Source organism: Natrinema hispanicum (assembly GCF_004217335.1).
In the GTDB taxonomy this organism is placed as follows: Archaea; Halobacteriota; Halobacteria; order Halobacteriales; family Natrialbaceae; genus Natrinema; species Natrinema hispanicum.
Genome location: NZ_SHMP01000006.1, coordinates 205,416 through 231,089 on the forward strand (window position 1 = coordinate 205,416; position 25,674 = coordinate 231,089).

The 25,674-nt window shown below is 60.9% G+C and carries 25 protein-coding genes and 1 pseudogene; 14 read left to right on the forward strand and 12 right to left on the reverse strand.

Annotated elements, in window-relative coordinates:
• Nucleotides 1–15: 15 nt before the first annotated feature.
• The 4 genes from BDK88_RS15470 (at nucleotide 16) to BDK88_RS15485 (ending at nucleotide 3,895) form a co-directional block, all read left to right on the forward strand.
• Nucleotides 16–720, forward strand: coding sequence for a hypothetical protein (locus tag BDK88_RS15470; RefSeq protein WP_130501222.1), 705 nt, complete (start codon nucleotides 16–18; stop codon nucleotides 718–720).
• Entirely contained in the window at nucleotides 717–2,084 is a 1,368-nt protein-coding gene (locus tag BDK88_RS15475) for a transposase (RefSeq protein ID WP_130501223.1), read from the forward strand. The genes BDK88_RS15470 and BDK88_RS15475 overlap by 4 nt, the downstream gene beginning before the upstream one ends.
• Nucleotides 2,085–2,143: 59 nt before the next feature.
• Nucleotides 2,144–2,959, forward strand: coding sequence for an imidazole glycerol phosphate synthase subunit HisF (gene hisF / locus BDK88_RS15480; protein ID WP_130501224.1), 816 nt, complete (start codon nucleotides 2,144–2,146; stop codon nucleotides 2,957–2,959).
• Nucleotides 2,960–3,022: 63 nt separating this feature from the next.
• Nucleotides 3,023–3,895, forward strand: coding sequence for a hypothetical protein (locus BDK88_RS15485; protein ID WP_130501225.1), 873 nt, complete (start codon nucleotides 3,023–3,025; stop codon nucleotides 3,893–3,895).
• 78 nt (nucleotides 3,896–3,973) lie between these two features.
• Here BDK88_RS15485 and BDK88_RS15490 read toward each other — a convergent pair whose 3' ends face one another.
• Both BDK88_RS15490 and BDK88_RS21285 read right to left on the reverse strand, forming a co-directional pair.
• Entirely contained in the window at nucleotides 3,974–4,255 is a 282-nt protein-coding gene (locus BDK88_RS15490; protein WP_130501226.1) for a DNA-directed RNA polymerase subunit L, read from the reverse strand.
• Nucleotide 4,256: 1 nt separating this feature from the next.
• Complete coding sequence (locus BDK88_RS21285) at nucleotides 4,257–4,394, reverse strand: hypothetical protein (RefSeq protein WP_165396977.1); 138 nt, start codon at nucleotides 4,392–4,394, stop codon at nucleotides 4,257–4,259.
• 27 nt (nucleotides 4,395–4,421) lie between these two features.
• Between BDK88_RS21285 and BDK88_RS15495 the strand changes: the two genes are divergently transcribed.
• Entirely contained in the window at nucleotides 4,422–6,233 is a 1,812-nt protein-coding gene (locus tag BDK88_RS15495; protein WP_130501227.1) for a rhomboid family intramembrane serine protease, read from the forward strand.
• A 1-nt stretch (nucleotide 6,234) separates the two neighbouring features.
• Here BDK88_RS15495 and BDK88_RS15500 read toward each other — a convergent pair whose 3' ends face one another.
• A complete protein-coding gene (locus BDK88_RS15500; protein ID WP_130501228.1) occupies nucleotides 6,235–6,885 on the reverse strand; it encodes an METTL5 family protein in 651 nt (216 codons plus the stop codon).
• Nucleotides 6,886–7,017: 132 nt separating this feature from the next.
• On the opposite strand from BDK88_RS15500, the gene BDK88_RS15505 reads away from it, so the two are divergent.
• Nucleotides 7,018–7,200, forward strand: a complete 183-nt coding sequence (locus tag BDK88_RS15505) for a zinc finger domain-containing protein (protein ID WP_130501229.1) — start codon at nucleotides 7,018–7,020, stop codon at nucleotides 7,198–7,200.
• 70 nt (nucleotides 7,201–7,270) lie between these two features.
• On the opposite strand, the gene BDK88_RS15510 is transcribed toward BDK88_RS15505, so the two are convergent.
• Both BDK88_RS15510 and BDK88_RS15515 read right to left on the reverse strand, forming a co-directional pair.
• Entirely contained in the window at nucleotides 7,271–8,302 is a 1,032-nt protein-coding gene (locus BDK88_RS15510; protein ID WP_092933622.1) for a disk-shape morphogenesis protein volactin, read from the reverse strand.
• A 96-nt stretch (nucleotides 8,303–8,398) separates the two neighbouring features.
• Nucleotides 8,399–9,316 carry a DUF7139 domain-containing protein gene (locus BDK88_RS15515; protein WP_130501230.1) on the reverse strand — a complete coding sequence of 306 codons (918 nt, stop codon included), beginning with the start codon at nucleotides 9,314–9,316 and terminating at the stop codon, nucleotides 8,399–8,401.
• A gap of 177 nt (nucleotides 9,317–9,493) precedes the next feature.
• Between BDK88_RS15515 and BDK88_RS15520 the strand changes: the two genes are divergently transcribed.
• The 6 genes from BDK88_RS15520 (at nucleotide 9,494) to BDK88_RS15545 (ending at nucleotide 16,425) form a co-directional block, all read left to right on the forward strand.
• Nucleotides 9,494–10,078, forward strand: coding sequence for a HalX domain-containing protein (locus BDK88_RS15520; RefSeq protein WP_130501231.1), 585 nt, complete (start codon nucleotides 9,494–9,496; stop codon nucleotides 10,076–10,078).
• An 81-nt stretch (nucleotides 10,079–10,159) separates the two neighbouring features.
• The gene (dph2, locus tag BDK88_RS15525) at nucleotides 10,160–11,209 is read left to right on the forward strand and encodes a diphthamide biosynthesis enzyme Dph2 (protein WP_130501232.1); all 1,050 of its coding nucleotides are present in this window, start codon (nucleotides 10,160–10,162) and stop codon (nucleotides 11,207–11,209) included.
• A gap of 240 nt (nucleotides 11,210–11,449) precedes the next feature.
• On the forward strand, nucleotides 11,450–12,214 hold the full coding sequence (locus BDK88_RS15530; RefSeq protein ID WP_130501233.1) for a DUF7344 domain-containing protein: 765 nt from the start codon (nucleotides 11,450–11,452) through the stop codon (nucleotides 12,212–12,214).
• Nucleotides 12,215–12,359: 145 nt separating this feature from the next.
• Nucleotides 12,360–13,193, forward strand: a complete 834-nt coding sequence (locus BDK88_RS15535; protein WP_130501385.1) for an MBL fold metallo-hydrolase — start codon at nucleotides 12,360–12,362, stop codon at nucleotides 13,191–13,193.
• A gap of 56 nt (nucleotides 13,194–13,249) precedes the next feature.
• Entirely contained in the window at nucleotides 13,250–15,418 is a 2,169-nt protein-coding gene (locus BDK88_RS15540; RefSeq protein ID WP_130501234.1) for a midas domain-containing protein, read from the forward strand.
• 80 nt (nucleotides 15,419–15,498) lie between these two features.
• Entirely contained in the window at nucleotides 15,499–16,425 is a 927-nt protein-coding gene (locus BDK88_RS15545; protein WP_130501235.1) for a hypothetical protein, read from the forward strand.
• A 20-nt stretch (nucleotides 16,426–16,445) separates the two neighbouring features.
• On the opposite strand, the gene BDK88_RS15550 is transcribed toward BDK88_RS15545, so the two are convergent.
• The 4 genes and pseudogenes from BDK88_RS15550 to BDK88_RS21830 form a co-directional block, all read right to left on the reverse strand.
• Nucleotides 16,446–17,759 carry a hydroxyacid-oxoacid transhydrogenase gene (locus BDK88_RS15550; protein WP_130501236.1) on the reverse strand — a complete coding sequence of 438 codons (1,314 nt, stop codon included), beginning with the start codon at nucleotides 17,757–17,759 and terminating at the stop codon, nucleotides 16,446–16,448.
• Entirely contained in the window at nucleotides 17,756–18,562 is an 807-nt protein-coding gene (locus BDK88_RS15555; protein ID WP_130501237.1) for an N-acyl homoserine lactonase family protein, read from the reverse strand. Before BDK88_RS15555 ends, BDK88_RS15550 begins: the two co-directional genes overlap by 4 nt.
• Nucleotides 18,563–19,581: 1,019 nt before the next feature.
• On the reverse strand, nucleotides 19,582–20,631 hold the full coding sequence (locus BDK88_RS15560) for a tyrosine-type recombinase/integrase (protein WP_130501238.1): 1,050 nt from the start codon (nucleotides 20,629–20,631) through the stop codon (nucleotides 19,582–19,584).
• A pseudogene (locus BDK88_RS21830) lies at nucleotides 20,621–20,836 on the reverse strand (DUF5805 domain-containing protein); the annotation flags it as partial. The pseudogene BDK88_RS21830 and the gene BDK88_RS15560, both read right to left, overlap by 11 nt.
• 243 nt (nucleotides 20,837–21,079) lie before the next feature.
• Between BDK88_RS21830 and BDK88_RS15570 the strand changes: the two are divergent.
• Nucleotides 21,080–21,469 (forward strand): DUF5805 domain-containing protein, encoded by a 390-nt coding sequence (locus BDK88_RS15570; RefSeq protein ID WP_130501239.1) that lies wholly within the window; start codon nucleotides 21,080–21,082, stop codon nucleotides 21,467–21,469.
• Nucleotides 21,462–22,469 carry a tyrosine-type recombinase/integrase gene (locus BDK88_RS15575; protein WP_130501240.1) on the forward strand — a complete coding sequence of 336 codons (1,008 nt, stop codon included), beginning with the start codon at nucleotides 21,462–21,464 and terminating at the stop codon, nucleotides 22,467–22,469. Before BDK88_RS15570 ends, BDK88_RS15575 begins: the two co-directional genes overlap by 8 nt.
• Before the next feature lie 3 nt (nucleotides 22,470–22,472).
• On the opposite strand, the gene BDK88_RS15580 is transcribed toward BDK88_RS15575, so the two are convergent.
• The 3 genes from BDK88_RS15580 to BDK88_RS15590 form a co-directional block, all read right to left on the reverse strand.
• Nucleotides 22,473–23,324, reverse strand: coding sequence for a site-specific integrase (locus BDK88_RS15580; RefSeq protein WP_130501241.1), 852 nt, complete (start codon nucleotides 23,322–23,324; stop codon nucleotides 22,473–22,475).
• A gap of 116 nt (nucleotides 23,325–23,440) precedes the next feature.
• Nucleotides 23,441–25,027, reverse strand: a complete 1,587-nt coding sequence (locus tag BDK88_RS15585) for a PH domain-containing protein (protein WP_130501242.1) — start codon at nucleotides 25,025–25,027, stop codon at nucleotides 23,441–23,443.
• On the reverse strand, nucleotides 25,024–25,512 hold the full coding sequence (locus tag BDK88_RS15590; protein ID WP_130501243.1) for a PH domain-containing protein: 489 nt from the start codon (nucleotides 25,510–25,512) through the stop codon (nucleotides 25,024–25,026). Before BDK88_RS15590 ends, BDK88_RS15585 begins: the two co-directional genes overlap by 4 nt.
• Between the last annotated feature and the right edge of the window lie 162 nt (nucleotides 25,513–25,674).

Sequence of the window (25,674 nt, forward strand, 5' to 3'; positions counted from 1 at the left end):
ATAACCTATCCCACGATGCCCTCCAGTCTCGGACCGTGCTCTCGCCGGCAACTTCTCGCCGGTGCGAGCGGTCTTACAGTCGCACTCGCCGGCTGTACCGGCACAGAGGAATCGACGAGCTCGAGCAGACGCGATCACACGACGCGTCAGTACGAGTCAACTACCGAGTACGAACCGTTGTTCGTCCGCTTCGAGAACGACGACCGCTTCGTCTATCGGAACGAGGACGAGGCCACGGCGGCGGAAAACGGCAAGGCCGCAGTGGGCAGCCGCTCGCCGCTGTTCGTCTGCTCTGAGAATGACGTTGCGGAACTCTGGATCGATCCTGCCCTCGCGGACGGCAAGACGCGCGAGTTCCGTGACTTCCTCGAGGCGACTGACTTCGGGAGCCAGTCGATCGTCGTCCTCCAGTGGCCGATCGAAGACTGTTACGAGCGGCACGTAATGGGCGTCCGAGCGCTCGACGACGATTTCAAGACATCGTTCTGTCGGTCCCTGAAAGCGCCAACGACGCCCTGTGAGACAGACCGGGAACTGATGGAAGCGATTATCCTCCGAATCGACCGGGCGTACGCGGAGCGTCCTTTGAGCAGCGGCGGTTCCGAGAGCGCCTCGTGTCGTGGTCCAATTATCGTTGCAAAGAGTAGCCCCGGCAGAACCGAGAACGCGAGTGCAGACGCGGCGCTGAACGCGACTGTGAAGATGGAGGGAGACGAATGATCGGAAACGACCGGCAGACACGCCGTCGGTTCCTTGCCGGTCTCGGTGCGGTCGCTAGCGTTGCTGTCGCCGGCTGCAGCACCCTCCCCTGGGGGGACGCCGGGACGGCCACGTCACTCCGGATGTCGCCGGCCGAGGCCGGGAGCGTCCTCACGGACAACGAGCCGACGATCGAGTGGCCGGCTCCGGTCCGGCCCGCCAAGAGCGCACTCGAGACCGAACTCGAGCGTGTCGACGCGTTGCTAGCCGACGTTCCCGACCCGTTGAGACCTGATGACGTGCCAAACGGCGTCGTTCGCGAGACGATCGTCGAGAAGCGTGACGAGGCGATGACCATTCGAGCGGACGGTGCCGACGCAACGGGAGCGGCGCAGTATCACGCGTTTCGGGAGACGAGAGACGCACGTGAGGCGGCCCGACACGCCGTAACGACGTGGCACGCTATCGACGCGGATAGAAAGTCGCTCGCCGCCGATCTCCACGACGAGCGAGACGCAGTCGATACCGCAGTGACGGACCGACACGAGGCGCTCGAGTATCGCGGCACCGACACGGCCGACGGGCGACTCCGTGCGTGTCTGTACTACTACCAACACGAGACCGACCTCACCAATGCGGCCCGGAGTCTCGACCGCTGGAGCGTTGCCGAGGCTGACGACGTTCTAGAACTCGGCGAGTCCGCCGGCACTCTCGAGTTCGCGACGGCGACGACGACCGTCTGGGAGCACCTCGATGCCCAATGGCTCGCGGACGACGAACCCGTCGCCCTCGAGTCGACTTTCGAGACCGTCCTCGAGCGCTCCATCGAGGCGGCCGACGAAGCCGGGTTCTCTGCCCAAGACGACGACTGGTTCGAAGCGATCGGGCTCGGCGATCTGGACGACCAGTACCTCGAGTTCGTCCTCTGGCGGGCCGGACAGCCGGTCGAGGACGCCCAGAATGGCATGAAAGAGGCGTTGCGAGAGGGCGACCTGGCGACTGGACTCTCCAACGCCCTCGAGTTCGAGGTGGCGTATCGGGGGTTCCAGACGGTTCGCGACCGGATCACCGACGGCGACGTTCGTGATCTCTCGGTCGAGGACGTTCGCGCCGAGCGCCGGGAAGCGCTCGCTGCTGCCCAGCAGGCGCGCGAAGCAGAACTCGAGGGCGGATCGCTCACCGAGCCGTCACTCGGTGCGTACATCCTCGCGGAGACGCTCCGGTCGCTCGCATGGGTTGACGACAGCGTGCGACGCGCTGCCGATCGGGAACCCGAGACGACCGTCTCGCTGACCAGCCAGTACCGCGACTACGTCCGATACCGGAGCCACCTCGAAGCACTGCCGGCCGCCGTCGAGGCGTTTCGCGCTCGGCTGCTCGAGTAGCCGGTTGTCCGATCCAGACCCCTTTACTACCCTCGGTGCGAACGATCCGCTAAGAACACATGGCACTGACCAAGCGAATCATTCCCTGTATCGACGTGGATCTCGACGAGGATGGGAATCCGGCGGTCTACACCGGCGTCAACTTCGAGGACCTGAAATACACCGGCGACCCCGTCGAGATGGCCAAAGCGTACAACGAGTCGGGAGCGGACGAGTTCGTCTTTCTCGATATCACCGCTTCCGCGGAGGGCCGCGAGACGATGCTCGATGTCGTCGAGCGCGTCGCCGACGAGGTCTTCATTCCGCTGACGGTCGGCGGCGGCATCCGCACCACCGACGACATCAAAGAGACCCTGCGGGCTGGCGCGGACAAGGTCTCGATCACCACCGGCGCGCTCGAGCGACCCGAACTGATCAACGAGGGCGCACAGGCCTTCGGCAACCAGTGTATCGTCATCAGCGTCGACGCCAGACGGCGCTTCGACGAACAGGGCGAACACTACGTCGAGATCGACGGCGAGTCCTGCTGGTTCGAGTGTACGAAGAAAGGTGGCCGCGAGGGCACCGGGATCGACGTCCTCGAGTGGGCCGCCGAAGCCGAGTCTCGCGGTGCGGGCGAACTCTTCGTCAACTCGATCGACAAGGACGGCACGAAAGACGGCTACGACCTGCCGCTGACGAACGCCGTCACTGACACCGTCGACACGCCGGTAATCGCCTCCTCGGGCTGTGGCAGTCCCGAAGACATGTACGACGTGTTCACCGAAGCCGATGCCGACGCCGGCCTCGCGGCCTCGATCTTCCACTTCGACGAATACTCGATCGAGGAGACGAAAGCCTACCTCGACGAGCACGGCGTGCCGGTTCGCCGCTAGACGAGACGGCCGGCCCGGACGACACCCACACGTTTATTTTCTCGGAGTCCCCCGTCTCAAGTAGTGAAATGGCGGTGTACGTGGTGTGGGAAACCGCACGCGGAGAACGACCCTCCCTGTGACAACTGCGGGCACAACACCTTCGAGAAGGCAGTCGTCCGAGCGGACGAGACCCGCGAGGGCCAGGGCGCGGCCGCCGGCGACGATGCCGACGGCGAACCGATACCGTCCGGAACCGTCGACACCGGCCCCGACTACGTCTGGGCCTGCACGAACTGTGGTCGCGAGCACGTCCGCAACTCCCCGCCGTGTTCTCGCTGTGGCAACCCCGACCTCGAGAAAGTCGAGCAGACCTACGAGGGACTCGAGCGCGACCTCGAGACGTCGAGCTGGCTTGCGGTCGCGAAACCCTACCTCCCGATCCTCGCCGTCGTCGGGATCGTCATCGCGCTGTTCGCGACGGGGATCATCCCACCCTCGATACTGCCTGGAATCGGCGCGCCGTCGCCGCCGGACGCGCCCGGCGAAGGGTCCGAAGCGGCAGGGATCGACCTCGAGGCGACCGAACGGGCGGTCCACGATCGGCTCGAGGCTGACCGAAATCAGTCCGAGTCACGAACGTACGACGCCGGGCTCGCGGACTACGCCGAATACATGAATCGTGCGTTCGTGGTGATCGAGTACGAGGAGTCGAGACCCGAGCCGGTCCAAGCGAGTGACTTCGGCACCAACTGCCAGCGTGAGCCATACGCCGGACGGCTCCCGGGGACGCTGTCGATCGCCGACTACGACGACGAGGCGGCACTCGCCGACGACGTCGCCACAGCCCTCAGCGAGGAGACCGGCGACAGCGATTTCGACAGGGAAGGGCTCGACCTCCACGTCGTTGACGGCTCTGTTTACGTGTTCTACGCGGCGTGTAGCAGTTCGAACTGATCGATCGATTACAGCTGGACCTCGGTCGTACTACACTACCGAAAGAGAACGATCGGGTCGAACCCGAGACGACAGTGCTTACGCAGCCGCTTCGAACGCGTCGCGGAACGACGTCGCCTTCTCGCGGACGTCGACCGCGGACTCCTCGAGCGCCTGCAGTGGGTCCGCGCCCTCGGTCTTGATCGTCAGGATGGGCTCGGTCTGGCCGCCCGACTGTTCGGGGTTGACGTCGTAGGTCGCTGCACTCACGTCGTCGTGCTCGAGCAGCGCGCCCTTGAGCACGTTCATGAACGTGTGGTCCTCGCCGGCGATTTCGATCGAGAGTTCGTCCTCGGTGCTCTCGGTGACCCGCAGTTCCATGTCAGTCAGTGCGGCCGTCGGCCGCTTGTACCTTTCGAAGCCGGCCCTCGGCACGGCTCACGTCACGCTCGCCGTCGCTTGCCGCGACAGCGGGGTCGACTGATCCGACAACGAGCGAGTTTCGCTGAAGGCAAACCACTATACGGCCCCGTTCGAACCACGGCATATGCGCACCCTCGCGGCCCTGCTTGCGGTCCTCGTCGCCGCGTCGCTGATCGGGTCGATCGCGGTCGTTAGATGGATCCACCGGCCGGGACAGCGCTGGCGCGACGTCGCTCGAGCGCGGCTCGTCTACGGGATTCCGTGGGGATCGCTGGTCGTGATCGCGTTCGTCCTCGCTGTCTATCTGTTCGTCCAGAGCGGACTGGCGGACTTTGACGATCCCGTGACGATTCCCTTCCGCACATGGTCGTATTTCTACCCGCTCGGGATGGCGACGGCGTCGTTTTCTCACGCCGGCCCCGGCCATCTCATCGGAAATCTCGCCGGGACCGCCGTCGTCGCCCCGATCGCCGAGTACGCCTGGGGCCACTATCCGGACGAGCGCGATCCGGTCCGAACCGACTCGTGGGCCGCCGATCCGCGCGTCCGGGCGGTCGTCGTCTTTCCGCTTGTCGTCATCGGCGTCGGACTCGTGATGAGCCTGTTCGCGCTCGGCCCCGTCATCGGCTTTTCCGGTGTCGTCTTCGCCCTCGCAGGCTTTGCACTCGTCCAGTATCCGATCCTGACGATTATTGCCACGCTCGGCGTCCAAGACGTCGTCTTGCGGCTCTACTACGCGCTCCAAGAACCCATCCGTGTCTATACCGCTGCGCCCCGCCCGCCGTCGGCACCCTCCTGGGCCGGTATCGCCATTCAGGGCCACGCACTCGGGCTCTTCGTCGGCTTCGTTCTCGGGGTCGCCCTCCTCAAACGCCGCCACAGCCGCCCCGATCCGCTACGGCTCTGGCTTGCCGTCCTGTTGTTTGGCTTCTCGAGGGAGCTGTGGGCGATCTATTGGTTCGGTGCCGAAAACACGTTCATCCTCTACCAGGGGCCGGGCGTCGCCATCGTCTCGATACTCGCACTCGTGGTCACGCTCTCGATGACCGCCCCCGACACGCCTCTACTCCCGCCGCCGCTCCGGCGACTGGTCGCACAGCCGGTCGACGACGAGTCGTCGCCGGTCACCAGGCCGCTAGAGCTCGCTGGCAGCGCTCGCGACCGCGTCGTCACTGCTCGTCTCGAGCGCGTGCGCGAAATCATCGGTGCGGGACAGGATCGCGAGCCGGGCCTGCTGGCGACGCTGACTCGCAGACGAGCCGCGTTTCTGGCGGTCCTTGGCGTGCTCGCAATCCTCGCTGGCATCGCCGTCCCCGCGAACTTCCTTGCCGTCGACGACGCGACAGCAGCATCGGATTCGCCACTCCAGATTCGAGACTACACGGTCGAGTACGTCGAGGGGGTCCCCAACGAATACGTCTCCGGGATCGGTATCGAGGCCATCGAGAGCGACGACGGCCTCGAGTCGAGCGGGGTGATCGTCGCCAGCGAGCAACGTGAGATCTGGCTCGAGGCGGTCAGCACCCAACGACTGGCCTTCACGGGCGAGGAGACGATTACCGTCGGCGGCCCCGGCTGGCGCGAGACGGTTCACGTCGACCGCAGCGGCTGGGAGCCGGTCGGCAACGACACCGTCTATCAGGTCTGGCTGTGGGAGGACGGCACCGATCGCCAGCTCGCGTACGAATCCAACGATTCGCGGGCCGATGTGCGGATCGCCGGCCGAAACGTGACCATCGGCACCGACGACGGCACGTTCGATCTCGCGGTCAACGCGAGCGAGGATACCGCCACCGCGACGACAGCGATCCCAGCCGAAAACGAGACGACGACGGCTGGCGGGCTGACCTTCGAGCGAGACGGAGAGACGATCTACGCGGCCGCAGACGGGACGCGGGTCGCGATCGCGAGCAAAGAGACGTACAACGGCTTCTGAACTATTCCGACGCTCGAGTCGGCCACTCGATACGGAAAACCTCGGCCTCGAGCGTCGCTTCTGCTTCGGTATGGAAGTCGAACTGCTTTGGCAGCGGGAACGCCGCCCGAAACGCGTGCGTTACCTCCCCGCCCTCGTCGGCGGCGAACGACTCGACGAACTCCTGGCTGCCCTCGTTGTGGATCGTATAGGAGACCGCCCCGATCTCGCGTGCCGTCTCGAGGAAGTCCCGATCCGCGTGGCGATTCCCACGCTGTGCGCCGAAGGGTGGATTCGAGAGCACGGTCGCATTAGTGACCGAAAACGGATGATGGGTGACGTCGCCGCGAAGCCAGTCGATAGCGCGACCGCGGTCATCATCAGCCACGACTGCCTGTTCGTTCCGTTGGGCGACTGCGAGCGCGTCAGCGTCGACATCGATCGCCGCAACGCGGTCGCCACCGGCCAGTGTGGCCGCGATCGCGAGCATCCCGGTTCCAGTACCGAGGTCGACGACCTGCCCCTCGAGATCGCCCTGCAATCCTGCCAGATGGCAGAGATGCGCGGCTAACTCCGGCGGGGTGAGATACTGCTCGAGGGCTGGTGACGGCTCCGAAAAGTCCTCGAGAGACTCGAGTCGGCGGGCAAGCGTGCGCCGAGAGGGACGGGACATGGTCAGGTGTCGGTACTCGAGTGTAATGGATCTCTCGAGGTCGCGGGCACGTTGCCGGTCGTGTGAGCGTATACGTTCCGCTTTCGTGATATATTCGAATAGAGTTAAGGAGAGTCCGTGGAAGTGATAGATATGGACGAGTGTCCACGGTGTGGGGGATCGATCAACGAACTCTCGCTTGGCGATGTGTCGACAGTCATGTGTTCACGCTGTGGCTTTGCCGACATCCCCGTCGAACACCAGCCGACCAGCGAGGAGGTCGAGTCCTGGCGGGACGCGCTCAACCGGTTTTACGAGCAGTCGGCCGATCGCTGAGGCCTCCGTTCGCTCGCTGCGCTGACTGACCGCAATAAACGCGAAAAAGAAACCCCACTGCGTCGACGGCTTACTCGTTTGCAGGCGCTGCTTCTGCCTCGTCCGCTTCTTCCTCGTGATCGACGTCCTCGTCGGAGCGAGCTGCGACGAGCCCACCGCGAGCGACGCTGTACAGCGGTTCGTTCGCGTGCGAGACACCGCTGATCGAGAACGGAATGTTCGCCTCCTCTAAGTGGTCGCGGAACAGCGCCTCGAAGCCGTTGGGGCTCGAGGTGCCGCCGGTGACGACGACGGGAATGTCGAGTCCTTCTTCGACGTCTTCCTCGTCGACTTCCTGGACGATGTTCTCGATGACGTAGTCGAGTAAGTTCTCGTAGTAGATCGACAGCGCACCCTCGACGCCGCCGACGTCGGTCGTGAAGTCGAGTTCGAAGTCGTCTTCCTTGATCGAGGTGACCTTGTCGACGGGCGTGCCGGTTGCGCGGGCGGCCTGTTCGTCGACCCAGTCGCCACCGCGGGCGACGGAGAACTTCATGACGGGCACGGCGTAGTAGGCCAGACAGACGTTGGTCATGCCGGCACCGAACGAGATCCCGAGGCCGGTGAAGTTGTTGTCCGCGAGTTCAGAGTAAATGACGGACATCCCTTCGTTGATCGGCTCGGCGTCGTAGCCCATGTCGTCGAGGAAGGATTCGATCGTCTTCTGGTGGTACAGCGTCGAGAGTTCGGAGTCGATCGGGTCCGCTGGTGTCGAGAAATAGAGCTTCTCGTCGGGATAGGCGGGCTCGCCGACGACCTGCTCGATGATGAGTTTCATCATCGGGATCGCACTCTGCTCGTCGTTCGAGAGGATCCCGTGTTTCATCGGCCGTCGAGTCTCCTTGTTGAAGATGTTCGCGAAATTGAGTGCGTCGTCGCCGACGACGTAGACCTTGTCGTCTTTGCGGATGTGGAGCACTTCGCTTCGCGAGAGCATCTGCTCGGCCATATCCGAGTACTCGATCTCGACGAATGAGTTACGCTGTTGCACGAATACCGTGTCGGTTCCATCCTGCTGTGCAGACAGGATGTTCATCGTCCCGACGTCTAGGCCTTTGGCCATGTGTGGGGAAGGAAACCGACGGATTATAAATCTATGTACGCCACTTACAGATCTGATACTATGAAGAACGATGCTATTTCTTTCCGCCGCCCTGCGTTAATTTCGTCGTGTCAGATCCCGGATCCGATCGAGTAGCTTTGCGATCGGTGACGTCACCGTCTCGACCGTACTCTTCTCGTCGGCCGTCGCCAGTTCCTCGGCCCGCTGTTGTTCGCGAAGCTCTTTGAGTTTCGCCGTCTGATCGTCGACCGTCGAACTCGAGGTGGTCTGCTTTGTCTCGCCGCCTTTGAGGCCTTTGAGACCGGCGACCTGTGCGTCGACACCCGACGAGCGGGTCGTCGTGGTCCCGACGTTGGTTTCGACGTCGACATCGTCGAAATCGTCCTCGGAGAAGCTCAGTCGTTTGTGCTCGGTCTTCTCGACGCCACCCCACGAAAGTTCGACGCCGTCCATCGCGTCGTCGATGTCCTGTTGGACTTCTGCGTCGGTTACGTCGGGGTCGTCGTCCTCGTCGTCGGTTGCCACTACGTCGGCCTGCTGTGCCATATCGAGATAGTGGGCGATCAGTGCCGCACCCGTTGAAGCGGTGATACCAGCGAGCCCGACGGCGTATACTGCGACCACCTGAACGGTATAGTCGTTGTTGTAGCCGTTCCAATGGCGTGGATAGGCGAAAAGGAAGCCAGCGACCGCAGCGACGGTGATCGCCGCGCCGCCGATCGACGTATACAGCATCCGCCGTTCCGACGGGAGGAGCGTAACGATCCCGAGCATCACGACGGGAAGCGACACCATCGCAAGTGCGTATGCGGGACCGACCCACGCGAAGTAGCCGGCGGACCGGGCTTCGTGCGTGTTGCCCCACAGAAAGAGCACCAGCGCGACGACGGCCAGCCCGATCCCGCCCAGAAACAGACCGAAGCCGACGTAGACGTCGGTCCGATCCTCCGGTTCACCGATGTATCGACGATAGAGGTCGAAGAGATACCCGTCAGGGGCCTGTTCCGCTGCCATTGACCCCCCGTTTACACTCCAGTACTATGACTGTTGGGACGAGAAACGAACTCGATACCCGCCCGCCTCGCTCCGCGAACGGCACACTTGGTGCCGACGCGACACGACGTGTAAGTCACAGTGAACGACACCATAGTTTGATGATGGCTTGGCCGAAAGCTACTTCTATCTCGAATAATGGTTGGTAATGCAAACACCGTCCTCGTCGCGGACGACGATCCCGCCGTCGTCGATCAACTCCGGTCGTGGCTCGACGACTATCGAGTTGAGGCGACGACGGATGGCGACGAGACGATCGCATGCCTTGAGACCGCCGACGCAGTAGTGGTTGATCACGACCTTCTGCCAGTATCCGGAGCCGTCGCAGCCGAGCTCGAACACCGTGCGACGACACAGACGCTGGCATTCCTCTGTGAGCAGACGGATGCCCATCATCATCCGTTTTCGATCGGCAACACGCTCGTCAAGCCCGTCGAAAAGGACACAGTGGTCGAGACCGTCGACAGGCTCCTCCGTCGCGCCCGATACGACGAGCTGATCGCGGAATGTACGACGCTTGCAACGAAACGAGGGGCACTCGAGGCCGGTGGCGACACTGCATCCGACGCACGATCTGAGACGCTGCAGCGGGATCTCGACGAGCTGTTTACGGAACTCGATGACCTGGTGGGAACGTTCGACAGCGATGACTTCCGGGCCGCGTTCGCGACGTGTGAGTTCGGGACGGCCATCCAGCCACGGCGTGCAAGCGAGTACTCCTGACGGTACCGAGCGTGAGCACCATCGATATTCTCCGCTCTCGACAGCGTGCAGTATATACGTTCGTGGCAGCAAGGGCTGTCAATGAGTCAGGAGCCGGAGTACAGCGAGGGCGACCTCCGAAACACCGGGATGAGTCTCAAACACGACCGTGAGTGGGACTACGAACTCGAGCAGATCGTCGAGGCGATCGAGGAACGAGACGCAACGAAAGTCGGGCTACAGTTCCCCGAAGGGCTGAAGCGACGCGGTCCAGCCGTCGCCGACGACCTACGAGAACTGACCGGCGGCGACGTGACGTTCATGCTCTCGGGCCAGCCCTGCTATGGGGCCTGTGATCTTGACACCTATCTGATGAAACGCACCGATGTGTTCGTTCACTTCGGTCACTCGCCGATGAAGAACACGGACAAGGTCATCTACGTGCCGCTGTTCTCGAACGTCGAGGTGACGCCGATCATGGAGGAAGCACTCGAGACGCTCGAGCCGCCCGAGGAGACGGAGGGTGTCGGGCTCGTCACGACGGCCCAGCACATGAACCGCTACGAGGAGATGACGGAGTTCTTAGAGGAGCGTGGCTACGAGGTCCACAGCCGTCGCGGCGACGAGCGACTGACCCACGAGGGGCAGGTGCTCGGCTGTAACTACGCGAGTGCGGACGTCCCCGCCGATCAGGTGCTGTACGTCGGCGGCGGTAAGTTCCACCCGCTCGGACTGGCGATGGAACACCCCGACAAGCACGTCGTCATCGCGGACCCGGTCAACAACGTCGTCACCGTCGCGGACACGGAGAAGTTCATGAAACAGCGCTACGGCGCGATCCACCGCGCGATGGACGCCGAGAAGTGGGGCGTCATCTTCTGTACCAAGATCGGACAGGGGCGCTGGGAGCAGGCCCAGGAGATCTTGGACGACAACGATAATGCCTACCTCATCACGATGGACGAGGTGACCCCGGATAGGTTGCGCAACTTCGATATGGACGCGTTCGTCAACACCGGCTGTCCGCGGATCACGACCGACGACGGCCCGCAGTTCCACAAGCCGATGCTGACCCCCGGCGAGTACCGGATCGCCGTCGGCGACGAACCGCTCGACAGTCTCTCGTTCGACACCTTCCACGGCACCTGGTAACGCGCCCGACCGTCGGTGCTCGTTTTGACGCCGCCGTCACACCCCAGTTCCTGTGACCGGTTTCGTCCGTTGATGGGTTCGTAGAATGGGACATTCGCTGAACGCGACGCAACATAGTACTACCGTATCCACAGAATGAGAGTCTATCGTCGAATAGAGTGTGGTAATTCTGTACTCTCGTGCAGATTCCAAAGCAGTTTGGGGGAGTTCTTTTGCCCACTAGTCACCGACCAGTAGTCGATGAGTAACTCAGCTTCGAGCGGCTCGACGGCCGCTGTCCGTGATGAGTTCTTCGACGCCCTCGCCGACACCCGTCGCCGAACCGTTCTCCGGCTCGTCCACCGGCAGTCGCCCGACTGGATCGGGAAAGACGAGCTTGCGCGCCATCTCGCAGCAGTAACGATGGACAAACAGCCCGCCGAGGTGACTGACGACGACCACCGGCAGGCGCTCATCGCCCTCCATCATCGGCTGGTACCAGCGCTGACCGACGGCGGCCTCCTCGAGCAATCCGACGACGGGACGATCGCGCTCGGTGAACATCCAGCCTTCGACGAGCCTCACCTCGAAGCAGTCGTTTCGACGCGCCACGGCGCTGACGACGCGGTGTTCCGTGCGCTTGCCGACGACCGTCGGCGAACGATCCTGTCAGTACTGGCCGAGGAGGACCGTCCGCTCGAGACCGAAACGCTGGCCCGTCGCGTCGCGGCTCGCGAGGCTGGGACGGCCGAGCGCGAGGTCGCTCGAGAGCGTGTTGAAGAAGTGGAGGCCGCGTTCGTGCACGTTCACGGACCCATGCTGGCGGACGCCTCGCTCGCCGACTACGACACTGCGGCGGGGCGGGTCGCCGACGCAGATCACCCGGTTGTCGACCTCGAGTGGATCCAGTCCGGCGGCGCGGCAGCGACAGCGACCGGCGAGCCGGCAACCGTTGAACGACGTGTCGACGACGCCATGCCAGCGACACACCAACTGATCTACCGCGCCCAACCGCGTTCTCCGTGACGAATCAGGCAACGGCGAGGAGAGATGGGGCACCGTGAGCAGCGACACGATCGTAGTAGCCCCGTTCCCTACGTCGACTGCGCTTCGTCGCGCCGTCGGTGAGGAGACGACAACACTTACCCAGTCGGTCCCCACAGCCTCGAGTATGATCGAAAGCGACTGGGACGACTGGCTCGTCCGCGACATCGAAGACGCGACGCCGGCGGAGGTCGCGATCTGGTATCTCGGCTGTAACGGCTTCGTCCTGAAGGGGACCGAGGGAACGACGATCTACATCGATCCCTATCTCGGACTCGGCGACCCGCCGCGGACGGTCCGGATGATTCCCGTGCCGTTCGATCCAGACGATGTCGCGGAGGCCGACGCCGTCCTCGCAACTCACGAGCACACCGACCACGTCCACGGCCCGAGTCAGGCCCCGATCCTCGCGAACACGGGCGCGACCTTCTATGCACCCGACGATAGCGTCGCGAAAGCCCGCAACGAGGAGGCGTGGACCGACGAATGGGACGTCACCGACGAGCAGTTGACCGAAGTCACCGAAGGAGAGACCCTCGAGATCGGCGAGTTCACCGTCCACGTCGAGACGGCCAACGATCCCGACGCGACCCATCCCGTCAGCTACGTGTTCGAACACGACGCTGGCACCTTCTTCCACGGCGGCGATACGAAGCCGACCGACGAGTTCGAGCGGATCGGCGACGAGTACGACATCGATCTCGCGGTGTTTGCTTTCGGCACCGTTGGACAGATTCCCGACAAACAAACCCGCGAGCCAAAGCGAACCCGCTGGTATAACGACGAGAACCAGGTTATCGAATGTGCCGCCGCCCTCGAGTGTGACCGCCTCCTGCCGAGTCACTGGGATATGTGGAAGGGCCTGACCGCCGATCCGAAGGCGTTACACCACCACGCAGCGAGCTTCGAGTATCCACAGCGGCTCGAGGTCGCCGAGATCGGCGATCGGGTCGATTTGTAGCGATTTCCGAACTGTCCGCACGTTTTATAGTAATGGTATGGTAACGTTGGGCCCATATGACCAGCACCGCCGATACGGACGACGTAATCGAGGTCAGCGCCGACGGGATCGCCGTCAAGAAGACGTTCGAAGCAGACGAGTTTCCCGTACCGGCGATCCGATTCGAGCTCGAATCGGACCGTGACGAGCCGGTCACGGTGCAACTCTCCGAGGAGATTCCTGAATCGTTCCCGATGGACAAAGTCGGGTTCCACCCAGACTATCACAGCGACGACTGGACGGCCTACCAGGACAACCACGTCGAGTTCACGGCGACGCTCGAACCCGACAGCAAGCTCGAGACGGTCTATGGCATCCAGATCGACGACGACGACAGCCGAGCCACGGCGTTTCTGACGGAACCGACGATCGTCGAGCTCGCAGCCGACGACGACGGCTCGCGTGCCGACGAAGTCGACGACGCCGTTATCGGCAATATCGTCTCCGAGGACCGCAATCAGGCCGTCAAGGATATGATCGCGGGCGAATCGGACACCGTCCCCGGGCTCGAGGATGAGGACGAAGACGAGGCCGAAGCCGAGGACGGAACCGACGATGATGACGCAACTGACGACTCCTCGGGACTCGATCTCGATCTCGGTGATGTCGACACCGACCCCGATCCGGTCGATGACGAGGACGGCGATGACGAGACACCGGATATCGATCTCGGATTCGGGGACGAACAGCTACCGGACGACGAGCCCGCAGCCGCCGACGAGCCGGATATCGACCTCGGATTCGACGAGGACGAGGAGCTGGAAATCGGAGACGACGAGCCGGATATCGATCTCGGCTTCGACGAGGACGAGGAGCTGGAAATCGGAGACGACGACGAGTCGACTGCTGCGGAAGACACCGAATCGGCAGCCGAGAACGACGAACTGACCGCCGAGGTCGATGCCGAATCGATCACCGACGGCGAGACCGACTCGACTGGCGACGACGAGGCCGAACTGGCTCTCGAGGACGACTCGGTCGCTGCGGAAGACGATGAGTCGACTGTCGAAGCTGACGACGAACCGAGTGCTGAGGAGGGCGACGAATCGGCTATCGAAGCTGATGATGAACCGAGCGCCGAGGAGGATGACGAATCGGCTATCGAAGCTGATGATGAGCCGAGCGACGAGGAGGACGACGAATCGGCTGTCGAAGCTGACGATGAGCAGAGCACCGAGAAGGACGACGAATCGGCTATCGAAGCTGACGATGAACCGAGCGCCGAGGAAGACGACGAACCAGCTGTCGAGGACGACGAACCCGACGTAACGATCGAGACCGACGTGGACGAGACGGCTGCCGGAGACGAAGCGAGTGGGGCTGCCGAACCGGACGCTGATGACGAGGCGGACGAACACGATACGGCCCTCGAGACTGCCGACGACGCGGCTGAACCGGTCGAAGCGAGCGCCGATGAGTCCGAAACGCCAGAACCCGAGGCTGAGGCCGACACGGCCGACGACGCCGCCGAGTCACTCGAGCAATCTGGCGATCGTGACGAGACAGCCGATTCGGCAGTCGAGCAGCCGGACTCGGCCGACGCAGCTGACGCCGACGAACCGACGGCGGACGCCGACGACGCAGCTGACGAGTCGACTGTCGCCGAAACCGCGACCGTCGAATTTGAGGGGTCGGTTGCGGCCCGTCTCGCGACCGAGATCCGCGACGGGACTGTCGACGACGACGATCTCGAGACGATTCAGGCCGAACTCGACCTCGAGCCGTCGGGGCCGGAGATCGCGAAAGTCGAGCACCTCCAGTCCCGCGTCGAGGAAGTCACAGCCTACACTGACGCACTCGAGACGTTCCTCGAGGACAACGGCACGGGCGCACAGCTCATCGAGGACGTCCAGGACGATCTCGCGGCGCTCGAAGACGACCTCGCGTCGATGGACGACCGACTCGAGGGGACCGAATCGCACGTCGACGAACTCGACGCGGACGTGGCCGATCTCACCGACTGGAACGCCGATCTCGAGACGGACCTGAGCGACGTCAGCGACGACGTCGCCGAACTGGACGACACCGTCGCAGGGATCGACGACGATGTCGACGACCTCACGGATACCGTCAACGACGTGGAATCTGAGCTCGAAACCGTCGCGGACGACCTCGAAGCGGTCCGGGAGGACGTAACGGACATTCAGGACTGGCGTGACCAGCTCGGTTCGATGTTCGCTAACTGAGCAGCGCGATCGTCGGCTATCGGATTCAGACTGTACTGGAAACGCAACTCGTTTATCCGTCGCCGATTGAGAACTGGTCGATGGGCGAGACGATACCGATCGCTGTTCCACGAAAGGGGCGACCGCTCGAGTCTGTACTCGATCGGATCGCAGATCGCCTCGGCGTCCCCGACCTCGCCGACGACATTACATCGACGCTTCGTCACGAAAAGGCACTCACGAAGGGGTCCATCGAGCCCGACGAAGAGGACGTCTACCATCGTCTCGCAGACTACAGTACCGTCGCCGATCCAACCGCGCCCGAATATACGCTGTTGCGCGACGACCGCGCCGGCAAGCCACGACGGATCGTCTTCGACAGCGTCACGATTTCGCTATCGAATGTCGAAGGTGCACCCGACGACGCGGCGGTCCAGCTCGTGGGCCGCGAGGAGCCGTTTCGAGCGCTGCGAACCCACGAGTTCGCGCTCGGATTCGACAGCGCCGATCTGGTCCTCGAGGAGGTCGTCGAGCTCCGACCGGAGCCACTCGATCGGATCGCCGACGTGAACGCCCGCATTAATCCCGCCGACACCGACGTGCAAGTCGTCACCGGACTCGGCGACACTGTCTACCACACGCTACTAGCCACGCCCGAGGTCGCGCCGTCCGCCGAATCGATCGATCGGAACTTCCTCGAGCCCTACGAAGGACCGCTCTGTATCGAGCCCAGATACGAACGGCTCGTCCAGGCCGTGCTTGGCACGCGGCTTCTCGACGGTATCGACTTCCGGTATCCGGACGACGGCCGCGAGGAAGAGGCAGCGATCGCCGACGCAGGGCTGGGCGTCTATCTGACTGTGACTGGCTCGACCGCCCGCGAACACGGCCTCTTGCTCGGCGAACAGCTGTTCCCAAGCGAGACCGTCTTGCTCGAGAACACGGCAGAAACGACCGACACAGTTGACCACGTCCGCTCGCTGCTGAACGGCCCCGATCTCGAGACGGAGCTTGCGGTCGGCCAATAAGGTGTCCTCGCGAGTCTCTCCTACTCCCAGTTGTACAGCGAGTCGCGGAAGATTTCCGCGATATCAGCTTTCGTGACCGGCCGCGGATTACACCGCAGCAGCCGTTGCTGGGTGTCGACCGTCTGTTCGGCCAGCCAGTCGATCTCGTCGTCGGTGATGCCGGCGAGGTCGTGGAGTCCGCTCGGGAGGACGTTCAGATCACGCTGGAGTGCAACGAATTCCTCGCGTGCGCGATCGGCCGCCGCTCGCGTGCTCAGTCCGTCTGTATCCGCGCCGAGCAGCTCGGCGATGGTCGCGAAGCGTTCGGGATCGCTGGCGACGTTGTACCCCAACGTGCTCGCCGGCGTGAGCACGGCGATCGTTTCGCCGTGATAGGTGTGGTACTTGTTGCCGACTGGATACGCCATCGCGTGGCAGAGGCTTGCACCGGCCGTGAGACCGGCGATCGCGCCGTAGAGCGCTCCTTTCAACATTGCCTCACGCGCCTCGAGATCGTCACCGTTGTTGACCGCCCGTCGCACGTTGCTCGAGAGGAGGTCGATCGCCTTCTCACTGAACAGTTCGGTAAAGCCAGTTCGGCCGGCGTAGACCGGTCGGTCGGCAGGATCCTCGGGACGGAGCAGGGTGTCGTACCGATGTGTGGTATATCCCTCGATGGCATGGCCGAGTGCGTCCATCGCCGTTTTCGCGGTGAGATCAGGCGGGAGCGACGTCGTTAGCGTCGGATCGAGCACCGCGGCGTCGGCCCGCACGTTATTGCTCGAGATGCCCTCTTTGATTTCTTTCTCGGCGACGGAGAGGATCGCGACCGGCGAAATCTCCGAGCCGGTGCCGGCCGTCGTCGGGAGCAAGACGAGGGGTGGGCCCGACTCGGTGAGCGCCTCGCCGGAGCCGGTCGGTTCGGCGACGTAGTCGAGGATTCCGCCGCCGTTGGCGACGACCGCACGCGTCGTCTTCGCGGTGTCGAGACAGCTGCCGCCGCCAAGCCCGATATAGAAGTCGTAGCCGTCCGTACCCATCTCGTCCCGAACGAACGAGATACATTCTTCGACGGCCTCGATCGAGGGTTCGCGCTCCGAGCCGTCGTAGACGTCGACGTCGAATCCCGCGTCTTCGACGTGGTCGGCGACCCGGCCTGCATGGCCGAGCTCGGCGAGCGTCTCGTCGGTCACGATTAGCCCGCGTGCATCGTCTGCGACGCCTAAATCCTCGAGCTGAAAGCCGAGTTCGCTAACTGCGCCGCGGCCCACGCGGATCTGTGGCATCTGGACGTGCCAGACGGTCTCGGGTGTGAGTTCGTGCGGGCTAGCGGAGACGGACCGCTCGTAGCTCACAGCCCCCACCCCGGCTGCATAGCCTCGAACTGCTCGGGATCGTGTCCATAGACGACCTCGGCGTCGTGACGTCGCTCGAGTGCTTTGATGCGACGGAGGCTGTCGAACCACTCGGTTTTGCCCCAGAGGAGGTGTGCCCCGAGCGGAATCTCGTCCTCGAAGTTGTCGGCCATATAGACCTGATCGCCGGTAAACACGAGCGTCCCCTCGTCGTCAAGATGGATTACCGTCCCGGTGAGTCCGGGCGTGTGACCGGGGAAGCGGACGAACTCCATGTCCTCGAAGTGTTGCTCGCGATCCTGGTGTAACACGTGCCAGTTGAGGTCGTGGTCGAAGTCCTCGAGGATGTACGCGCCGCTGCCTTCGTCGGTCTTTGCGCTGTAGTAGGCGAACTGGATCTCGCGCTCGTGGACGAAAACCGGGACATCAGTTCCGTCGAAGAACTCCAGTCCGCCGGCGTGGTCGAGGTGCAGGTGGGTCTGGAAGACGTAGTCGATGTCGTCGATGCCGAATCCGGCCTCGTTTAGATCGTCGTCGAGCCGATGTTCGTGGGCCTCGTGCGGATAGAACGCCTGAAGTAACCCCTCGGGCCAGTGACCCTCGAGTGCGTCGTGATGTGACCCGGTATCCCAGAGGATCGTTCCCTCGGGATGGTCGATCACGAGGCTCCAGACCGGAATTTCGCCGTAATCGATGTCGGGGTTGGGCTCGTCGTGTGTGCCGAGCACGTGCCCTTCCATCATGTAGTTCATGTCGACCTCGAGCCCACCGCGATCGAGAACGTGTATGGTAGCACCAACCATGGTATGAAACCACAACTAGCCGACCAGAACCTGGCTAATAATCGTTCGGGAGAACGAATCTGTCGCCGGTTGCATGCTAGTCGACAACGAGAGCGCAGGCTCGCACGGGAGAACAACGTAACGCGTGAGACTACAGACGGAAACAACCTGGATGACAGCTGATTACGCGTCTGTAGTCACGAATGCCAAAGTTGCTGAACGAGATACTTAGATTACTAATCCCTGTGTTGTTTATTTGACTCTAACGCTATGCGATGGATTACTGAAAAGAACGCCCCGTTCGTCAAGCGGACACGCGTTGTGTTGCTCCTAATCGGAACGGTTGGTGTCGGGCTATGGATTGGCGTCAACCAATCAACGATGTATGGCCCGCTTGCTGAGATACCGCAGGTACTGGCAGTCACCTGCTTTCTTGGATTCATATCATTATATGTAACACGACTTATTGTAAAAAGCAGTATACGTCGGACAGACCCCACTCGGAACGAGAGAAAGTGGCTAACAGTAATCGAGAATATCGGGACAGTTCTGATTTTACTGCTTATCGGACTCTCGTTCGTCGCACTACTCAACGGTGTTGCCTATTTCGCACTTGGCAGGCAATGGTTTATTTCACCCGCACAAGCTGGCGGAGTTCAATTTTTCTTTCTCGCTGGAATCGTCCTTACCCCCATTGCTGTTGGAGTACTCTCCACTATTCTCATGGCTCATTGCTCTCATACTCAGTAACGACTTTGGCTGAATATTTACCGTAAGTGTAGCGGCGCGACAAACCTGAAGACAATTCCATTCAGCAAATCCCGCAAGCACGCACGCGCGAATTGATATAGCTGTATTTAGTTTACTAGACCGAGGAGAGACACAGATATTGAGTTCGAATATAGTAAGTATTATTTTGCTGTTCGTCATAGAGCCCAAATTTGTCGACGTGAGATGTTGACACCAACAGTCTCCCTGTTAAGAGTGTGGGAGTGCCAGAACACGCTACTGAAACTCGAGGGTGACTACCAGCCCGGCACTCAGCACCGAGTGACAGTGTAAATCGACTCGAGATAGGTCTCCCGGACACGATCACCCCAGTTGTGTGTGTAGGTATCGATCACGTCGCCGGCGACGTCACCCCGGAGATACTGGACGATCCCCCGATCCCCGGTTCGATCCCGCAGATGTGTCGTGAAGAAGTGCCGGAAGTAGTGTGGTGTGACGTTCTCCTGGGTCCCCCCACCGGTGCGATACCAGCCGTGATCGCGGGCGTGTTTCTCGACGATATAGCGGACGTCCGACGGCGTGAGCCGCTCGCCCCACGCGTCGCGGGTATCGAGAAAGAGCGGCCGTGCCGACGACACCGCGTCCGGGCGAATCGCCAGCCACTCACAGATCACCTGCCGGAGTTCGTCGTCGACGGGGACGACTGTATCCCGTTTCCGTTTGTTCGAGGCTGTCCGTTCCTCGCCGTTGACGGTCTCACCGCGGGCCGGCTCGGCCGAGACGAACACCGATTTGGGGCGTCGCTCGAGGCCGACGCGGGGCGTCCACGTGAGGTCGAGTGCCGGCGTCTCGAGGTGCAGGTCGCGCAGATCGAGGTTGCAGAGCTCGCCAACGCGCATCCCCGTTTTGAGGAGTGTGACGACGGCGGCTCGCTCGAGAGGGTGGGCGATTTCGGCGACGAACGACTGCATTTCCGGCACCGAGATATCGCGTCGCGTCGGGTTCGTCTCGATCGATTCGGACAGTTCCTCCATGACGAGTGCCATCGGGTTGTCGTCGAAGACGCCGACGCGGGTCATGTAGTCGTAGAACCGATTGAGATAGGACGCGTACGTCGCGATCGTGCTGTCTTCGAACTCGTCGCGCAGCGAATGGACCCAGGCCATACACTCCCGGCGTTGGGCCGTGCCGACCGCGTCGACGTCGAAGCGCTCGCGAAGGAAAGCCTCGAATCGCCGCAGCACTCGCTCGTAGGCTGCAAGCGTCCGTTCGCTCTTGCCGTGATAGCGCTGGTCATCGAGGAAGTATGCGATTGGATCCGTTACATCCGCCGGCGCGTTGCCGGTCGGTTCAGTCGCCATCGCCACCACCGTCGACGGTCGTGTATCCGCCATGGCGTCCGCTGTATCGAATCCGGTTGGTCGCCTGTAGCTCCTCGAGTGTCTCGTCCAGTCGTGACTCGATGTCATCTGAGACCGCCTCGAGTAGTTCGTCCCACGAATACGTGTCAGAAGAGAGTAATTCGAGGACCTGTCTTTCGAGGCCGTTACCCCCAGGGTCTGGGTCCGAGAAATAATATAATATTTATAACAAATTTTGACGCCGGTTATTCGTCTATAGAACTGAGTCGTACCAAAGATGTTCGAAATAATTATTTGGTATTTTGGTACTGTTTAGGAGTGGCTAGAGGACTACAGATACAAATAAGAAAAATAGATCACGGTGATTACGACACTACATCCACAAATAAACATCCTTATTTGTGAATGTAGGAAAGACTGAAGTGATAAGAGTTCGAATACTGAGAATATGGCTACTGACGACCGAACTACCGTGAAAACCTACGTTCCTCGGTATCAAAAAGAGAAATGGACCGAACACGCTGATAAACTCGAGATGAGCCAAAGCGAGTTCGTTCGAACGATGGTACAGGCCGGTCGCTGTGATTTCGATGTTCCTTCAATAGACAGTCGTGTTGTCGATGCTGATGAGTCGCCGGAGTCGAACGACGACGATTTTCGGGAACGAATTCTCGCTTTACTTGATCGAGAGGATGTTTTGGACTGGGATGAGCTCATTGAGCACCTTATTGACGACATAGAAGACGACGTTGATGCAGCATTAGGACAGCTCCAAGACGATAATCTCGTCCGATACAGTGGCCGTGAGGGAGGATACATCCGGACCAGCAATGAGTGACCGATCAGAGTCGATCGACTACTTTCTCGAGGATATCAAGCAGCACGGCCGTAATGAACGAACTGTTTCGGCATATCAGCGCGTCTTATCTAAATTCGAGGGCTTCCTCTCCGAACGGTTCGGGAAAACTCCGACAGAAGCCGGATATCGGGATTGTATGGCGTTCACACATGAACTTCGTTCGCAGTATGCAGAAAGTACAGTGGCAAGTTACGCTTCTTACTTGAATCGATTTTACGGATATCTCGTTCGTGTTGGACGACACAACGAAAACCCGATGGAACTTGTTTTAGAGGAAATGAACGAGTCGATCGAGTCGAATCCGTCCCGTCGTGATATTCAGCTTGCAGATATGCGTGACTTCGTTACAACCGTTCGGCATCCACTCCACCGGGCGGTCATATTAATATTATTGAAAACAGGGATTCGGTCTGGTGAGTTGTGTAATCTTGATTTGATTGATTTGAATCTCGCTCACGAAGCCGCCGACTGGCATCCTCGGGCCCAGATCAACGGTAAATCAAGTTCGATTTATATTTCACCAGAACATTCATATGGTAAAGAGTCCGGAGGAGCAGTGCGAACGGCTTCAAACAAGCGTAAGCGTGAGACGATCATCCCCGTCGATAGCGAACTTGAGGACGCACTCATTCGCTGGCTCGCCATTCGACCGAATTCGGCCTCTAAAACCGAACCGCTGTTCGTCGGAACTGTCGACCGATGGGGAAAGCGGATTACCATAGATTCGGTCCACCACATTGTGGAGCAATACGCAACAGAGCATGGTTGGTATCGAACCGGTGGAGGTGCAACAGAGAACGTCACACCACACTACTTCCGGCACTTCTTCACGACGCATCTACGGGATCGAACTGGTGACCGTGGCGTTGTAAAATACCTCCGTGGCGACGTTGCGAGCGATATCATCGATACGTATACACACAATTGGGGAGACCGTGTCCGAGAGACATATCTTGAGAATGTTTATTCACTCGTATGACAATTACCCGAAAATTTTTAATATGTTGTTCCTGTAATCATCTTCAAATGACGAAACGTCGATATCCGACCTCGTTCGTCGACCGAGGATGTACTCACGATGGGCTGGCCGGCCACCAAATCGCTCTTTGAAAAAATATCGTAAGGAAACCGGTGTCAGATTTTCCATCTCGTTATTTTCGGAATATAACCCATGATCTCGGCCTATTTTCTCAAACACGTATCGAACCGTGGATGGATCAATTCGTTCGCCCCATTTCTCTTTCGTTTTTACGAATAGCGAATCGGTGTCAGGATGATCCGGCCGAATTGCTAACCACCTCAATAAAACGTGTTCCAGTTCAGAATCAACTGGGATCACGGTGCTCTCACGTCTCTCACGACGATTATTATATGGAATGTCACCGCCGTATCGTATCTGTAGGCCGGGTCCAGACAGTTCTGGGAGAGTGTTACTACTATCATTTTTGAGAGTAACATCCTGAAGATCAAGGTTACAGATCTCACCGACTCCAATTCCAGTTTTTATAATAATAACAATGAGTGCAAGATGAAGCGGGTGATGAGTTGACCGGCAAACGGTCGAAATTGTACCTTCGGTGAAGATTTTTCGTGAAGGGAGTTCTGAAGATGATCCGTTCTCTATTCCCGATCGGTGATTATGTGCGGCTCGATGGCATTGTCGGCAAAGGGTAACCAGATTCGTCAGTTGATTCGTTCCGTGATTGCTGATAGGGACGATATGGTGAACGACTAAATTACTTTCTTCCGCACAGTTGCGACATTGCCAGTCATCACGTTCCATCACTTGTTCACGGATCTTGAACCATTCGTGTCCGCGAATTCGCTCACCCATACCAATATAGTATTACATGTTTAATTTAAAGGTGTCTGACAGGAATTGTCTGGTGTAAATCTCATTATGCTATATTAATTCTCGTAGTCTACGACAGAGGAACATTAAAAGTTTCCTCAATTATCATTCTCCCTCTTTTTCGATGGGCAAGAGTCCGACTTCTCACTTTCATCTTGACGCCAGCGACCACTTGCCCGCTGTTGCTTTCGCGCGTGAAGCTGCCTCTGCAGTCGCCCCTCGATGCCCGCCTGCAACTCTAGTCCGCGATCGGCATCGATATCGTGGGCCGTCGCAGCCCGACCGAAAAACGAGGCGGAACTGGCGGTGTCGGCAGTCACGCTGGCGAGGTGGCGACGGCGCTGAAAGATCGTCGCCTCGTGAAGGACGGCCTGCACCCGGTAGTAGGGAACGATCTTCGTCGTTCGCCGCCAGAACCCCGTCTGCGTGAAGAAGTATCGCTCACCGGTGTGAAACCCACGATTCGTCCATTTGAGGTGGGCAGCGACGGGGACGACTGCGACGAGAACCGCGGCGACGTACCACCGGTCAAGCGGCGTGTAGCGCGCGACGGCAAACGCACCGGCGACCGACGCAGCGACGACCAGCAGGTAGCGGACTGCGTACCGTTCTCGAGCGCGCCGGGGCGGCGACTCGAGGTCGATCGGGCCGAATGGTTCGATCGCACGCGCAAGCGCGACGACGCGGTCGGCATCGGCGAGGGGAATCGCGGATTCGGTCCCGCGAGAGTCGGACTGGCCGGGGGCGTAGCCGGCCGTCTCGACGCTCAACGCGGCGTAGCCGAACCAGCGGAAGGGAATCGCTTCCGAGATCGTCAGTGCCTGAACCTTCTCGAGGGGGATCGTCCCGCTGTAGCGCTGGAGGAGCCCCCGCTCGTAGTAGAGTTCGTCGCCGGCGCGGGTGAGCCGGAAGCCGTAATAGCGGGTGAATGTGAGGAGCGCACTGATAACCCAAGCGGCGAGCAGAAAGAGCAAGAGCCCCCATGCGAGCGCGAATATCCCGGTTGCTGGTCCGGGGAGGCCGCCGACACGATCGGCGGGGACCAGCGTGGCGGGATCGAATCCGCTGGCAAACGAGAGCGCGATCCCACCCAGCACGCTCGCACCCGGATCGATGGTGAAGACGCTCAAGATCGCGAGTTCGCGGGGCTGGATCTCGAAGAGGAGTTCTTCCTCCTCGACCGCCGCTGCTGGGGATTCGGCAGTGGCTTCCTCGCCCTCGAGTGATTCTTCGTCTTCGGCCTCGGTACGTGCCCCCTGTCGCAGTTGCTGTCTGAGGCGATGGGCTTCCGCCTCGGAGACGTATCGAAGGTTGACCTCGGTCTCGCCACCGCCAGCGGTTTCGATGTGGACGGCAGCGATGCCGAGGAGTCGATTGACTACGTTCTGTCTGATGTCGACGTTTTGGATCCGTCCCAGCGGGAGTTCGCGGGTGCGACGTGAAAGGACGCCGGAGGTGACGTCGAACGTGTCCGCGGTGAGTTCGTACCTGAATCGCTGGTAGTAGGCGAACTCGTAGACGATCCCCGTGATGATCCCGAGGACGACGAGGCCGACGATCGACAGCAGATCCATCCCGTTGCCGCCCGGCGAGACGACAACGCCGATAATAAAGAAGACGAAGCCGGTGTTGAGGCTGCGCGAGAGCGACCGAACGGCGACCGACGTTGGATGGAGTTTCTTCATACCGCGTCCTCACCCTCGCTCTCGATCGCGAGTCGGCGAAGCGACTCCTGAAGCGCCTCGGCGCGTGCCGGCGTCAGGCCAGGGATCGCGACGTCCGAACTCCGCGAGCCAGCAGTGTAGACGACGACCGTCGCAAGGCCGACCGCTCGCTCGAGCGGTGAGCGCCGGGAATCGACGTGCTGGACGCGAACGAAGGGAACGACCGTCTTGGTTCGCGTAAAGACACCCCGGCGGATGTAGAGATCGTCGTCTCGAAGCTCGAACCGCCAGACGCCGTAGCGTCGCCAGGCGATGAAGACGCGAATCACGGCGAGTGCAACTGCGATCACCGCGGCGGCAGGGACGATCGCAACCGGCACGGCGTCGCCGAGTTCGGTTCGCGAGAGGCCGATCGCCCCGCCGACGATGAATCCACCGATGATCGCGGCTCGAGCGAGCGCGAGTGCGAGCCAGACGATCCGAACGCGCGGCGTGAGCCGTTCCATACGTGTCGTGACGGAACTGACTCGATTAAAGGGTGGGAAAGCGGCGGTCGTTTGCACCGGGTGAGAGCGCCGATCGAGACATGGATTTCGTTCGAGTCGGAGTTCCACGACCCTCTACAGGTACGACCGAGAGTCGTCGACGTAGACTCCAGTAACTAGAAG

Bases quoted from the DNA above. Each gene is read 5' to 3' on its own strand.
- BDK88_RS15470 (WP_130501222.1), top strand. From the start codon at position 16: ATGCCCTCCAGTCTCGGACCGTGCTCTCGCCGGCAACTTCTCGCCGGT.
- BDK88_RS15475 (WP_130501223.1), top strand. From the start codon at position 717: ATGATCGGAAACGACCGGCAGACACGCCGTCGGTTCCTTGCCGGTCTC.
- hisF (WP_130501224.1), top strand. From the start codon at position 2,144: ATGGCACTGACCAAGCGAATCATTCCCTGTATCGACGTGGATCTCGAC.
- BDK88_RS15490 (WP_130501226.1), bottom strand. From the start codon at position 4,255: ATGGAACTGCGGGTCACCGAGAGCACCGAGGACGAACTCTCGATCGAA.
- BDK88_RS15495 (WP_130501227.1), top strand. From the start codon at position 4,422: ATGCGCACCCTCGCGGCCCTGCTTGCGGTCCTCGTCGCCGCGTCGCTG.
- BDK88_RS15500 (WP_130501228.1), bottom strand. From the start codon at position 6,885: ATGTCCCGTCCCTCTCGGCGCACGCTTGCCCGCCGACTCGAGTCTCTC.
- BDK88_RS15505 (WP_130501229.1), top strand. From the start codon at position 7,018: ATGGACGAGTGTCCACGGTGTGGGGGATCGATCAACGAACTCTCGCTT.
- BDK88_RS15510 (WP_092933622.1), bottom strand. From the start codon at position 8,302: ATGGCCAAAGGCCTAGACGTCGGGACGATGAACATCCTGTCTGCACAG.
- BDK88_RS15515 (WP_130501230.1), bottom strand. From the start codon at position 9,316: ATGGCAGCGGAACAGGCCCCTGACGGGTATCTCTTCGACCTCTATCGT.
- BDK88_RS15520 (WP_130501231.1), top strand. From the start codon at position 9,494: ATGGTTGGTAATGCAAACACCGTCCTCGTCGCGGACGACGATCCCGCC.
- dph2 (WP_130501232.1), top strand. From the start codon at position 10,160: ATGAGTCAGGAGCCGGAGTACAGCGAGGGCGACCTCCGAAACACCGGG.
- BDK88_RS15530 (WP_130501233.1), top strand. From the start codon at position 11,450: ATGAGTAACTCAGCTTCGAGCGGCTCGACGGCCGCTGTCCGTGATGAG.
- BDK88_RS15535 (WP_130501385.1), top strand. From the start codon at position 12,360: ATGATCGAAAGCGACTGGGACGACTGGCTCGTCCGCGACATCGAAGAC.
- BDK88_RS15540 (WP_130501234.1), top strand. From the start codon at position 13,250: ATGACCAGCACCGCCGATACGGACGACGTAATCGAGGTCAGCGCCGAC.
- BDK88_RS15545 (WP_130501235.1), top strand. From the start codon at position 15,499: ATGGGCGAGACGATACCGATCGCTGTTCCACGAAAGGGGCGACCGCTC.
- BDK88_RS15555 (WP_130501237.1), bottom strand. From the start codon at position 18,562: ATGGTTGGTGCTACCATACACGTTCTCGATCGCGGTGGGCTCGAGGTC.
- BDK88_RS15560 (WP_130501238.1), bottom strand. From the start codon at position 20,631: ATGGCGACTGAACCGACCGGCAACGCGCCGGCGGATGTAACGGATCCA.
- BDK88_RS15570 (WP_130501239.1), top strand. From the start codon at position 21,080: ATGGCTACTGACGACCGAACTACCGTGAAAACCTACGTTCCTCGGTAT.
- BDK88_RS15575 (WP_130501240.1), top strand. From the start codon at position 21,462: ATGAGTGACCGATCAGAGTCGATCGACTACTTTCTCGAGGATATCAAG.
- BDK88_RS15580 (WP_130501241.1), bottom strand. From the start codon at position 23,324: ATGGGTGAGCGAATTCGCGGACACGAATGGTTCAAGATCCGTGAACAA.
- BDK88_RS15585 (WP_130501242.1), bottom strand. From the start codon at position 25,027: ATGAAGAAACTCCATCCAACGTCGGTCGCCGTTCGGTCGCTCTCGCGC.
- BDK88_RS15590 (WP_130501243.1), bottom strand. From the start codon at position 25,512: ATGGAACGGCTCACGCCGCGCGTTCGGATCGTCTGGCTCGCACTCGCG.